This window comes from Enterococcus sp. DIV2402 (genome assembly GCF_017426705.2).
In the GTDB taxonomy this organism is placed as follows: Bacteria; Bacillota; Bacilli; order Lactobacillales; family Enterococcaceae; genus Enterococcus_F; species Enterococcus_F lowellii.
Genome location: NZ_CP147251.1, coordinates 2,343,067 through 2,356,688, shown reverse-complemented (window position 1 = coordinate 2,356,688; position 13,622 = coordinate 2,343,067). Strand labels below are relative to the sequence as shown.

General features: G+C 35.2%; 8 protein-coding genes and 1 pseudogene. 7 read left to right on the top strand and 2 right to left on the bottom strand.

The features are described from left to right. The first annotated feature begins 17 nt into the window (after positions 1-17). Positions 18-1,856 carry an FAD-binding protein gene (locus tag DOK78_RS11425; RefSeq protein WP_207940235.1) on the top strand — a complete coding sequence of 613 codons (1,839 nt, stop codon included), beginning with the start codon at positions 18-20 and terminating at the stop codon, positions 1,854-1,856. A 53-nt stretch (positions 1,857-1,909) separates the two neighbouring features. Here the strand turns inward: DOK78_RS11425 and DOK78_RS11420 are convergent, their stop codons facing one another. Next, complete coding sequence (locus DOK78_RS11420) at positions 1,910-2,515, bottom strand: NUDIX hydrolase N-terminal domain-containing protein (RefSeq protein ID WP_207940236.1); 606 nt, start codon at positions 2,513-2,515, stop codon at positions 1,910-1,912. A 75-nt stretch (positions 2,516-2,590) separates the two neighbouring features. On the opposite strand from DOK78_RS11420, the pseudogene DOK78_RS11410 reads away from it, so the two are divergent. From DOK78_RS11410 to thrS, 3 genes and pseudogenes are all read left to right on the top strand, one after another. Next, positions 2,591-2,958 (top strand): annotated as a pseudogene (locus DOK78_RS11410) (DUF488 domain-containing protein). A 35-nt stretch (positions 2,959-2,993) separates the two neighbouring features. Further along, positions 2,994-3,170 carry a 2-hydroxymuconate tautomerase gene (locus DOK78_RS11405; protein ID WP_207940238.1) on the top strand — a complete coding sequence of 59 codons (177 nt, stop codon included), beginning with the start codon at positions 2,994-2,996 and terminating at the stop codon, positions 3,168-3,170. A gap of 371 nt (positions 3,171-3,541) precedes the next feature. Continuing rightward, positions 3,542-5,476 carry a threonine--tRNA ligase gene (gene thrS / locus DOK78_RS11400; RefSeq protein WP_207940239.1) on the top strand — a complete coding sequence of 645 codons (1,935 nt, stop codon included), beginning with the start codon at positions 3,542-3,544 and terminating at the stop codon, positions 5,474-5,476. Positions 5,477-5,667: 191 nt separating this feature from the next. Here the strand turns inward: thrS and DOK78_RS11395 are convergent, their stop codons facing one another. Continuing rightward, on the bottom strand, positions 5,668-7,116 hold the full coding sequence (locus DOK78_RS11395; RefSeq protein WP_207940240.1) for a helix-turn-helix domain-containing protein: 1,449 nt from the start codon (positions 7,114-7,116) through the stop codon (positions 5,668-5,670). 323 nt (positions 7,117-7,439) lie between these two features. Between DOK78_RS11395 and DOK78_RS11390 the strand changes: the two genes are divergently transcribed. The 3 genes from DOK78_RS11390 to DOK78_RS11380 all read left to right on the top strand — a co-directional run bounded on the left by DOK78_RS11390 (position 7,440) and on the right by DOK78_RS11380 (position 13,561). Continuing rightward, entirely contained in the window at positions 7,440-11,222 is a 3,783-nt protein-coding gene (locus DOK78_RS11390; RefSeq protein WP_207940241.1) for a vWA domain-containing protein, read from the top strand. Position 11,223: 1 nt separating this feature from the next. After that, entirely contained in the window at positions 11,224-12,006 is a 783-nt protein-coding gene (locus DOK78_RS11385) for a pilin N-terminal domain-containing protein (protein ID WP_207940636.1), read from the top strand. Between the two features lie 76 nt (positions 12,007-12,082). After that, complete coding sequence (locus tag DOK78_RS11380) at positions 12,083-13,561, top strand: SpaH/EbpB family LPXTG-anchored major pilin (protein WP_207940242.1); 1,479 nt, start codon at positions 12,083-12,085, stop codon at positions 13,559-13,561. Positions 13,562-13,622: the final 61 nt, after the last annotated feature.

Genomic DNA, 13,622 nt, shown 5'->3' with positions numbered 1-13,622 from the left:
ACAATAGGGGTGGTTATATGAAAAAAATAGGAAAGATTGTTGGTATGCTTTTCTTTTTGTTTGTGATTTTTGTATCAATATCTGCGTGTACAAACAATGAAACAAAAATAGAAGAACAAGGAACATATAAAGCGGGAACATTTGAGGGACAAGGGGAAGGTAAGAATGGTCCAATTGTCGTCGAGGTGACGTTTACTACTGACAAAATAGAAAAGATTGAAGTAATTGAACACCATGAAACAGAAGGCTTGAGTGATAAATCACTTCAAGAAATTCCCGAATCCGTCGTTGAATACCAATCTTTGGGTGTTGATACAGTAAGTGGTGCTTCTTTGACGAATGAAGCAGTTTTGGCTGCAATCAGTGAAGCTATTGAAAAAGCTGGTGGAGACACAGAAGCTTTAAAAGAAGTAGCCGTTGAAAAAGAACAATCAAATGAGGTCATCGAATTAACTTCAGATGTTGCGATTATAGGTGGTGGTGCTGCCGGGATGTCTGCTGCATTACGTGCAGATGAGTTAGGCTTAAAAACAGTTTTATTTGAAAAAATGAGTTACTTGGGTGGCGCTATTTCCATTAGTGGTGGGAATCAAGTCGTTATGGGATCAAAACTTCAAGAAGAAGCTGGAGTCAAGCAAGATAATGTTGATAGTATGGTCAACGATTTTATGAAAAATGGCGATGAAAAAAATGTTCCTGAATTATTAAACCTTTATGCAGAAAATGTAGGTTCTACGACTGATTGGTTACATGAATATGTGGGTATTCAATATGAACCAGATTTACACAAACTGGCAGAATACAGCTACGATAGAGAACTAGCATACACAGATGGTGGTCCTGGTTTTGCTAAAACAGCGCGTGAAAAGATTGAAAAAACCAAGATTGATGTTCATTTAGAGACGCAAGTCAATGAATTGACGGTCGATGATAATGGAGCAGTCAATGGCTTTGTTGCTCAAGCGACTGATGGTACAACCTATCAAGTAAAAGCTAAATCAGTAATTATTGCTTCTGGTGGCTATGGAAATAATCAAGAATTATTAACAGATAATTTGAAAAATGTATTGTATTACGGACCAGAATCTTCCACAGGCGATGGCATTATTTTAACTGAAACTGATGAAATTAATGCAGCTACACGTTTGATGGAGTATGGAAAAACCTATCCAAATGGTGTCGAAGTGTCAAAAGGAAAAGCCAAGTCTACAATTGCTGGTAATATTGCAGTGTTTAAACAAAATGCTATTTTAATTAATGCGAACGGCAAGCGTGTGGTTAATGAACGTGCAAGTAATCGAGAAATTTTGGAAGTCGAATTAGCTCAGCCAGAACAAATGCTTTATTTATTAATGGATCAAGAAGCATTTGATTTATTTAAACCAGCTGTTGCAGAAGCGGGAATTAGTGAAAATGATATTGAAAAATGGTTAGAGAATAATGGTTCAACCACACCTTATTTCTTCCATGGTGACACGATAAATGAACTAGCAGAAGCTGCAGCTATTGATGCGACTACTTTGAATCGTACAATTGAGACGTATAATGGATACGTTGAAGTAAAAGAAGATAAAGATTTCCAACGGCCAGTTGAATTTATGCCGAAAAAAATTGGTGAAGGACCGTATTATCTTGTTGAACAAAAACCACGTTTTGCTACAACGATGGGTGGTTTAGTTGCTAATGAACAATTACAAGTAATCAATAAAGAAGGAGAAATTATTCTAGGCTTGTACGCAGCAGGTGAAATTGTTGGTGGCGTGATGGGAGATGATTCTCCATCTGGGGCAAATAATGCTTGGGCGTTGACTTCAGGCAAGCTTGCTTCAGAATCATTAGCAGAAAAAATAAAATAAGCGAAATCCCCAAACTAGACTAGGTAGTTTGGGGAATTTTGATGGATTTTTTTTTACTCAAAATAACAAGTCTCGTGTTGTGAAAACAATTGGATTAACTGTTCTTTGGTTGTACGTTTCTTTGAAAGTGAGGGTAACTCATTTAAGCCAAAATATGCCATTTGTGAAGTTTCAATATTTTTTTCGAATGCTTGAGAATTAGATACAACTTGACAAGCAAAGACGAGTTTATAATACTGGAAGATTTGTGGAATATCTTTTCGTAAATTGGTATCAAAAACGGCTAACAATTTATTTGGAGTAACTAGTAAATTTGTTTCCTCTTGGACTTCTTTGATGATATTTTCTTTTGGCGATAAACCAACATCACCATATCCGCCCGGCAAGGACCATTCTTTCGTTTTTGTATCTTGCACTAGTAACACCTTATCTTGTTTGGTGATAAAGGCACGAACATCTATTTTGGGTGTTTGGTAACCAATTTCATGAGCAAATAATTCTTCTATAACTTCGAATGGTTCGTTACCTAACTGCTGAATGAGTTGTAAAGAAAGCTGTCGTAATTCTGTATAGCGTTCTTGATCAAATGCATCTTTTCCGTAGACTAAGCCTACCTCGGCAATCGCAAATAATCGCTTATAAATTGCTAAATAGTCCATCGTACACCTCCGAATAGTTATGATACTTTATTCTATCATTCGATTGCAGTATACTATAGAGGAGTAGGTGATTTTATGGGAAATTTAACGATTAAACGAGCATATGACACAGTCCAATCAGTTGATGGTAAGCGAATTTTAGTGGATAGAATTTGGCCAAGAGGAATAAAAAAGAAAAATTACAACTAGATTTATGGGCAAAACAAATTGCACCAACTAAAGAGCTTCGACAAGAATTTAACCATGAGCCGGAAAAATTTCAATGGTTTACAAAACAGTATCTTGAAGAATTGGCAGAAAATTCCTATACATCTGAGTTCGTAACTACTATCAAAAAATGGCTGGAAAACCAGAATGTTACGTTGATTTATAGTGCAAAAAATCCTCAATATAATCAAGCACAAGTTTTGCTTGAATTTTTACAAGAACAGCTAAAAAAATAGTATAATAAAGGCATGCTTATAAAGGAGGAAGAACCATGCCATTTGTCCATATTGAATTATTAGAAGGAAGAACACCCGAGCAATTAGAAGCAATGATGAAAGAAGTAACAGAGGCAGTTCATAAAACAAGCGGAGCACCAAAAGAAAATATTCATGTCATCATTAATGAAATGAAAAAAGGAACTTATGGAAATAATGGAGCTTGGAAATAATTTTATTTCTTACTTGCAATTTTCTGTAAGAAGTGGTTAAATAAGACCATAATTGATTGATGAGAAAGACAACTGCACTTGAGAGTCTTCAATAAGAGAGGAAAAGCTAGGCTGAAACTTTTCTAGAAGAAAACCAGGGAATGACCACTTTCGAAACTTTTGTTGAAGCAAAAGCGGTCGTACCGTTATCACGTTTGAGGAACACGCTTATTTATCGTGTTTAAAATTAGGTGGAACCACGAAAGTATTCGTCCTAGTATCGCTATGCGATACTAGGACTTTTTTGTTGCAAGTCATCTTTAAATAGATGAAACAGGAACTTGTAACGTGGTTGATTTTCTTATCAATCAGCAATTGAAGGAGGAAATAGCATGTTAAAAATCACTTTTCCAGATGGTGCCGTAAAAGAATTTGAATCTGGAATTACAACGAAAGAAATCGCCGAAAGCATTTCTAAAAGTTTAGCTAAAAAAGCTTTAGCCGGAAAATTCAATGGAGAATTAATTGACTTAGATCGTACAATTGAAGAAGACGGTTCAATTGAAATCGTAACACCAAATCATGAAGAAGCCTTAGCTTTATTACGTCACTCAACTGCACATTTAATGGCGAATGCCATGCGTCGATTATATCCAAGCATTCATTTTGGGGTAGGTCCAGCCATTGATTCTGGATTTTATTATGACACTGATAATGGTGAACAACCAGTAACGGCCGAAGATTTACCGGCAATTGAAGCTGAAATGATGAAAATTGTAAAAGAAAACAACCCGATCACTCGCCGTGTTTTAACCAAAGAAGAAGCGCTAGGATTATTTGCTGGCGATCCTTATAAAGAAGAATTAATTAATGAACTACCCGAAGATGAAATCATCACAGCTTATGAACAAGGTGATTTTGTTGATTTATGTCGTGGACCTCATGTACCATCAACTGGTCGTATCCAAATTTTCAAATTACTTTCAGTCGCAGGTGCATACTGGCGTGGGAATTCTGATAACCATATGATGCAACGTGTTTATGGAACTGCCTTCTTTGATAAAAAAGATTTAAAAGAATTTATCCGTATGCGTGAAGAAGCCAAAGAACGTGATCATCGTAAATTAGGGAAAGAATTAGATTTATTTATGTTATCACCTGAAGTTGGTTCTGGATTACCATTCTGGTTACCAAAAGGCGCAACTATTCGTCGTACAATCGAGCGCTACATTACTGATAAAGAAATTAGCTTAGGGTACCAACATGTATACACACCAGTTATGGCAAATGTAGAATTTTACAAACGTTCTGGTCACTGGGATCACTACCACGAAGATATGTTCCCACCAATGGACATGGGCGATGGTGAAATGTTAGTTTTACGCCCAATGAACTGTCCACATCATATGATGGTCTATAAAAACGATATTCATTCTTATCGTGAATTACCAATCCGTATTGCAGAATTAGGGATGATGCATCGTTATGAAAAATCTGGAGCATTATCTGGTTTACAACGTGTACGTGAGATGACTTTAAATGATGGACATACCTTTGTTCGACCAGACCAAATCAAAGACGAATTCAAACGTACATTAGATTTGATGACATCTGTCTATGCGGATTTCAATTTAACAGATTATCGTTTCCGTTTAAGTTATCGTGACCCAAAAAATACTGAAAAATATTTTGATGATGATGCTATGTGGAACCATGCGCAAGCAGTGTTAAAAGAAGCGATGGACGAGTTAGAATTGGATTATTTTGAAGCAGAAGGTGAAGCAGCCTTTTACGGACCTAAACTTGACGTTCAAGTGAAAACTGCATTAGGAATGGAAGAAACATTATCAACTATTCAATTAGACTTCTTATTACCAGAACGTTTTGATTTAACATACGTTGGTGAAGATGGTGAAAATACGCATCGCCCAGTAGTTATTCATCGCGGGATTGTTTCGACAATGGAACGTTTTGTTGCTTACCTAACAGAGATGTACAAAGGCGCTTTCCCAACTTGGCTAGCACCAATCCAAGCAACAATTATTCCTGTTTCTGTTGAAGCACATAGCGATTACGCTTATGAGGTCAAAGAAATGTTACAAACAAAAGGTATCCGTGTAGAAGTAGACGACCGTAATGAAAAAATGGGTTACAAAATTCGTGCCTCACAAACACAAAAAATTCCTTACCAAATTGTTGTAGGGGATCAAGAAGTAAATGATGGTACCGTAAATATCCGTCGTTACGGTAGTAAAGAAACTGCCGTTCAATTATTGCCAGAATTTGTGGAAGCAATTGTTGCTGATGTGAATAATTTTAGCCGTTAATAACAAATGTAAAGAGACGACGGTACAAATACAAACAAAATTAAAATACCCGAACGATATAAGAGAATCTCCTTAAAGAAGTCTCGCTATTGTTCGGGTATTTTTTTGTTAAAATGACTTGTATTGCAGTCTTTTTAGTGTGAAATTTATATTTTTAAAACAGTTATAAAAAATTTAGAGAGTTTTGCTTATTATAAATTTGATTCTTTAGTATGAATTAGTAGCTCTTTTATTATTTCTACAAGATGTTGATAGTCTTGTTGCGTTAGTAATCCTTGAATGAGTATTTGATGCTGATACATAGAACTTGCCGTTTGGGGATATTTAGTTGTACCTACGATTAAATCACTTTCTTCAGGTTTATTTACAAAAACAATATTATATTTACTAGCAAAATAAGAGTTTATCCCATTTTTTATATGTTCTAAAAATAAATCAGATAGATCAGTATAGAGATAAATATTGATTTTTGGTAGAAGTCTTTTCGCAGATAATAGATATTGACATAACAAGACACTTTGCATTTCAAAATGATTGTGCGCCCATGTCCCACATTGTTCGGAAAAGTCATACCATAGTTTTTGAACTTGGGTAAAGAAGTAGGGCTGCGCATGCTCTTTGATTTTAAAGCCAATACCTGGAAATGAGAGAAGTAGTTTTTGATCTATTTTAAAAAAGAAACTTCCTAAGTATAGTCGAATAAAATTTTGATAAATGAATTCAGCCTGAGTATCGTCAAAAGGAGCGACATGTTTTTCAAAAAGAGCTATCCAAAGTTTGTAGTCGTGCTCCAATTCTGGCGTATACAGATTATCGAAACCTAAAGGAATTGTATAGTTCGATAAATTTGAGTTGTGAACCATTAGCAAAAGGAAATACCATTCTTCATTGTTCCAATCAGTAAGAAAATCAGGTTTAGCTGGAAAATCTATATCTTTAATAAAAGGAAATTTCATTTCCTTAAAATAGAAGGAATAATTTCTTTCAATTGCTGAACAACAGATAAACAATTGTAGGCCTAAAATTTCTTCTTGTACAAAAGTAAAGTTTAAATTTAGTGAGTGGCTGATTTGCTTTGCTAGATTAAAATATTTTTCTTTATTTTCTATCCAGGGAATATTTGATAATTGCCGATGCATCATAAATAAGATAAAAAAAGAAAAACAACGAATAGTTGATTCTTTCCCACGGATTTTTAATTGATGTGAAACTGTAATATGCAAATCGTAATTGTTTATCGTGTTATTGATTTCTTTCACTTTTCTTTTAATGGTTGAGAAGCTGACAAAATAATGATCGCGTAATTCTTTAACTGAAACAACTCGTTGAATAAGTACCTCTTTAAAAATACAATAGGCAATATCCTCAGATAATATCAAGTTAAATAAGTCCTGAAAACTACAAGTTGGATGCCGTAATAACCGAATCCCATGTCGTTTGTTAATAACTAGAGTCATTTCTTTCTCTGTATAACACTTTTTTATATCATCTTGCAGTTTTTTACATAATTTTTTTACCTGTGTAATATTAGAATAACCAAGTAAAAATAATAGATTTTCACTTGAAATATAATCTGTTTGATTATCTAACAGTTGAATAATATCAAACATAATCCACACAGATGAATCAAAACCGAGCATGCTTTACCCTCCCCTTTGTGAAAAAAATACTATTTTAATGATAACTTATTTTTTTATATACAATATGTTCTAAAATGAAACATCTAAAGGTGCAAAAACGAGATTTTTCAGATGTGAGGAATTTATGTTGGAGGGTTTTTAAGACATTAGATTATGATAATGCTTTGAAGTAGCTAATTATAACGTTTAATAATTAATATAAAATTATAAAAAAGGGATATTTTTTATAAAAATGTCTCTTTTTAGCTTTTCTGAGGGGTTGATTATGAAATATATTCCCCAATTTAATTGTTATAAGATAAAGGCGAGAAAGGGGGAGGAGAATGAGAAAGAAGCACTTTATAGGATTTGTTTTACTCGTATTAATTATCAATTTTTTATTACCACTAACCCAAGCATATCAAGTTTTTGGTGATGAAAAAGAAACTATTTCTGAAAAAATAATTGATACACCTGAATTAAAAATTAACTATGTTTCAAGTGAAACGAACGAGAAAATTAATTGGAAATTTAATTATTCGTATCAGAAAACTGCCAATACGAAACAAAAGCTAAAGTTGGAATTGATTGCCGATGGAAAAAGTATTCCTTTTCAATCAGTTGATGGCTGGAACTATGAGAATAATTGGTTTGTTCAAGATGAATTTTCAGAAACAGCTACTGGTACAGTGGAGCTAGTAACTGAGCTTTCAGTTACAAATGTCATGCTGAGAATACAAGCAGATGAATTATCCGAGACTGAAACAATTACAACAGATGTTTTTACATCCGAGATAGAAGGACCACATCAATTACGTCTGCCAGTTGTGAACCCAAAAAACGAAATCCCTGTTGAGTCAACCACGATTGAAAGCTCTGAAATAGAAATGACGAATACACAGCAAGAAGAAGCTGTTACAGATGACAAACCGAATTCAACAGCTCGTACGGAAAGTGAACAAGAATCATTGGACAGCACAGAACCGTCCCAAACAACGACAAGTTCTGAAAAAGAAACAACAGAAGAAAATTTAGATGCCAATAGCGATACATTTGAACCTAATGGAAATTTCAGTATTGCGAGTTCGCTTGATAGTTTAACGAATTATCCAGCAATCAATCCAGAATATACAACGAACGAAAATGGTACTTATCCAAAACATTACTGGAATCCAACAAATAACCAAACTGTTAGAAATCATCAAGGAAAAAAATTCGGAGCAAGTGGTTGGGATGGAAACAATAGTTGGGATGGAAATTCTAACAATGTAACAGATTCTTATATCGAATATGGTGGTACTGGACAAGATGCTGACTTTGCTATTCGTAAATATGCCAAAGAAACCAGTACTCCAGGATTATATGATGTCTATTTGAATGTACGTGGAAATCAGAAAGAGAATATTGAACCGGTAGATATTGTGCTGGTTGTTGATATGTCTGGAAGCATGGAGCCTAGTAGCAGTAATGGCTGGAATGACCGAGCTGGAGCAGTTCGTGCAGGTGTAAAAGAATTTTTTCAGCTGATTAATCAAGCGGGCATTGGCAATTACGTAAATGTTGGGTTTGTAGGTTATTCGAGTCCTGGGTATGTTGATTTAATTCAGCAACCAATTAAACCTGTATCCGATACTCAACATGTAACAAATATTAATAATGCATTGAGTCAAACGTTTAATGGTGGCACATTCACTCAAAATGGAATTGAAAAAGGCAATGATATGCTTTTATCCAGTACCAACAGTAACAAAATGATGATTTTACTGACGGATGGCGTTCCTACCTTTTCAAAAAGAGTGACACAAGCAGTTATGGAAAATGGTACCGTTTATGGGACAAGTTTTCATAATTCACATCAAGATCAGCCAGGGAATACATCTGGATTACGAAGTGGGGCGTTTAATTCTTGGTCAAACTATACTGCGGGGACTAGTAGCAACAGCGACCCAAATATCATACCGCCTAATAGTGGTAATGGAAGATATTATGATACAACTAATGGCATTAGAATTTGGAATACTTGGGCAGCTACATTAGGTGCGGCCAAAATAGCCCAGAATAGTGGCTCTATTCTTCATACATTAGGAATTCAGTTAGGAGCCGATCTAAATTATTTAACTGAAGCACAAGTAAGAGCAAGAGCTAGTTTACTTGCATCACCTGGATTATATCGAGATGCAGAAACAACGGCAGAAGTGACTGATTATTTATTAGAACAAGCTCAAAATGTAGTCGCTTCGTTTAATACGATTGTGGATGGTTCGATTATTGATCCAATTGGTACCCAGTTTTCTTATGATTCAACTAATGTCACAGTTCGTAGTGTTGGAAGTACCAATATCTCAAATTTACCTACTGCAGCAATTTCTAATGGAAAATTAGATGTAACAGAGTTGAATTTAGGAAAAGGACAAGAAGTTCAATTTCACTATCAAGTACGTATTAATACGGAAGATGAGGATTTTACTCCTGAAAAATGGTACCCAATGAATGGTCCAACTAAATTAACACCAGATGGAAATAACCCAAATAATCAAATAGATTTTGGTATACCATCTGCCAAAGCTCCAGGTATCAAGTTGAACTTGAAAAAGATTTGGGAGGAATACGATAAAGATACCTCCCATCGTCCAGATTATTTAGATTTTTCTGTTGAACGTAGTAAAACGATTACTAATGAAGCGTGGAAAACGGGGTATCTTCGCCTAGTGTCTTCTGAGTCCGATACGTGGGAAAGACAAAATATTGAAAAAATTTCTAAAACACAAGGTGGTCAAGAAACATTGTGGTTGCCTAAATTTAATAATCAAGGCAACGATTTTATTTATAAATTTTCTGAATTAAATGTGCCCGATGGCTATGAAGCAACTTCTAATGAAGACGGAACGACTTGGATCAACAGAAAAATTTTCACTCCATTAGGGCTAAAAATAGTTAAAATTTCTGACCAAGAATCTCAACCGTTGACAGGTGCTCAATTTAAATTAACCGGTGGAAATCTTCCAAATGAAGGCGTGCTGTTAACCGATAAACAGGATGGTACGTATCAATTAGAAGAGACGAAACTAGAATTGAATAGTGAATATGCTTTAACAGAAATCCAAGCGCCAAATGGTCACACACTATCTAATGATCAATGGATTATTAAAGTAAGTGATACAGGCGTAGTCACGATTAATAATAAAAAAGACGGTATTACAATTGAAGGAAATACCATTCACTATACTATTGAGAATCAATTTAAAAAGTTATTAATAGCAACTGAAAAATATTCCAAAGAAAATAATGAGCAGTTAAATGGCGCGCGTTTAACTTTAAGAAAGTACGAAGACAGTTGGAATGGTACTGGTACAATTGTAGGCGAACCTGATGATTTGATTGCCAATGATGTCACTTCAACTAAGTCTCTTACACCTGGGTTTTATAGTCTTCAAGAAACCGTTACACCTACTGGTTATAAAGTCGATGATACCATCTTTAAATTTCAAGTAGACATTGAAGGGAATTTAAAAGATGAACAAGGGACGATAATTCAAAGGGATACACTCCCTTCATCAGATGGTTGGTATCTAAGTAATGACAATAATAAAAAAGTATTTGTCTTTGCTAAATACAATCAATTACGCCAATTTGAATTTTCAATTCTGAAAAAAGATGCTCAGACAAATCAAAAACTTGCGGGAGCGGTCTTTGAGGTTCGAAAACAAGGTGAAGATCAGCTTCTTGCCAAACTAACTACCAACAGTGAAGGTACTGGGAAATTTATTGCGGATGATTCGGATGACCTATTCTTATTTAAACCAGGGACTTACTTAATCAAAGAAGTAGCTGCTCCAGAAGGCTTTGTGGTGCTTGAAGAGATCTTTAAAGTAGTTATTTCTGACACAGGCATAGTCACTGTTAATTATGGAAATCAAGCAATGAATGAAGAAGCAATTGAAGTTGTTTTAAAAGATGAAAGCAACAATACAATTGAAGTCACCATTGCCAATACGCCAAAAGGATTGTTACCAGCAACGGGTGGTCAAGGGAGAAAGGTATTTGTTATTAGTTCATTACTGGTAGTTGGTATCGGAATTGTTATTGGCGGATATTATGTTTATCGCAATCGAAAGGAGCTAGAGTAAGATGAAAAAAATTTTTTCAACTGTCATAATCCTGCTCGTTATTTCTTTTGCGTCAACTATTTATCCGACGTCTATTCATGCGGAAGAAAAAGAATCCGCCATTGAATTTGTTTTACACAAAAAAATGTTCAAAGATTTCAATGCTACGCCAGATTATACACAAAATACCGGTCTGGAAATGGATAGTAACGATGGAGAAACGTATGGGTTAAATAATGTTACTTTTGAAGTCTATGAGGTTACAGATTGGGTTGCAGAAGAATTGCAAACACAATCATTAGAAACTTTAATGACTAAAGTAATGAATACACCGATGCAAGAATTAAGAGGAAAATTTTCTAGTGATGTAAATAATCCGTTGCTTCAAGAAGTGGTGACAACTACTGTAGCAAATGAAGATGGAGTAGCTATTGTAAACGTAACGCCTGCTATTAATAATAGTGCGTATCTATTTTTAGAAACAAAAGCACCCGCAATAGAGGGACAAGAAATCCGTGAATTAGCAGCACCAATGCTGGTAGTATTGCCAATTGAAAATCCATCAGTATCTGGAAGTTATCTTTCAACAATTCATTTATATCCTAAGAATAGTGGTGTTGAGCTTCCTAAAAAACCAGAACCACCAAAACCTGAGCAACCGACACCGGAAAAACCCAGCAAGCCTGGGAAACCATCGTTGCCAATTACCGGAGAAGCAAAGTCAATGATTAGTATCTTAGGTATTGCTTTATTGACGATTGCGTTTTTGCTTTATCGAAAACAAGTAAATAATCAGACGAAATAAAAAAGTTATTAGCGAATTCCCCAATTTTCAAAAAATAGTATCCAAAATTATTAATAAGCATTTAGGAGGAAATTAAATGAAAAAGGTTGTAAAAAGTATTTTTATGTCTTTATTGGTATTACCACTATTGGTGGGAATTTTTGGTTCTGCAACAGCTTATGCAGATGATGCGAAAGTTCCGGTGACATTACACAAAGTGATTTTTAATGATGAGTATCCAGAAGGGTATCCTCGTCAAAATACAGGGAAGGAAATGACTGATTTTGGTGGAGAAGCTTTACCTGGAGCAGTTTTCACTGTTTATGATGTGACCACACAATATCATGCAGCGGTTGAAAATGCAGACCAAGCAACCGCACAAGCTGCAGTTATTGCTGCTTATACGGCTAATCCTAATAGTTTCACTGGTTTAACTAGTGTTACGACCAATGAACTGGGAGCAGCAACTTTCAATTTACCAGAAAAAAGTGGTGGATTAGATGCAGTCTATTTATTTGTTGAAACTAAAACACCTGGGAACGTGACAGTCACTCAAAAAGCGGCTCCAATTGTATTAGCATTACCAGCATATGCTTTTGATGCGAGCACAGAAAAATTCACAGATGAAAAATTAGATCATGTGCATTTATACCCTAAAAATATCACATCAAAAGATACAAAAACTGTTCAAAATATCGATGAATTTGACATGATTACTGAAGATGGCACTCGTTATAATATGGAAAGAGGACAGAAGATTGCCTTCCGCTTAACATTAAATATTCCTAGCGACATTGCAGATGTTACCTATTCTGTAACGGATACACCAACAGAGGGCTTGCAATTTATTGCAGATTCTTTGATTGCTGACGGATTAACTGCAGGGAGCGATTATACAATTACTGCCAATGGAGATGGTGGTTTCACACTAGCATTAAACTCCAATTCAGCAACTGTTCAAGCATTAGCAGGTAGCACACTTATCATTGATTACCAAATGGAATTAACAAAAGATTTGGTTCCGGATGCAATTGAAGGAAACAAAGCAAATGTCAAAATTGGTGATACTCCGCAACCAGAAGTAACACCAAAAGAAAAATTCCAAACTGGCGGGAAGAAAATTGTAAAAAAAGATGCGCATACTGATAAAACGTTAGCAGGTGCAGAATTTGTAGTGATTAATCAAGCGGGTCAATACGGCGAATTTGAATTAAACACTGCCGGTACAGCGTATGCTTTAATTGGTTGGGTAGATACAGCAACTAGTAAAAGTACGATTACTTCATTAGCGAATGGTTCTGTCAATGTTATCGGTTTAAAAGATGGAGAATATACATTAAATGAAACCAAAGCGCCTTCTGATAAATATGTGAAAATTCCTGACGGTACCATTAAATTTGAAGTCAAAGTAGGAACGTATGAAGAAGCACAAGTAATTACCGTACCCAATACACCTAAAGGCTTATTACCATCAACAGGGGGTAGCGGAATTTATATTTACCTAGTAATTGGAGCAGCTCTCATGTTAGGTGCATATAGTTGGTTTAGAAAATCTAAAGCGCAAGCAGAAGCTTAGCGGGAAATTAGATTTTCTCTATCAAAGGTCACTTGAATAAAAAGGTAACTTCATTTTCGGA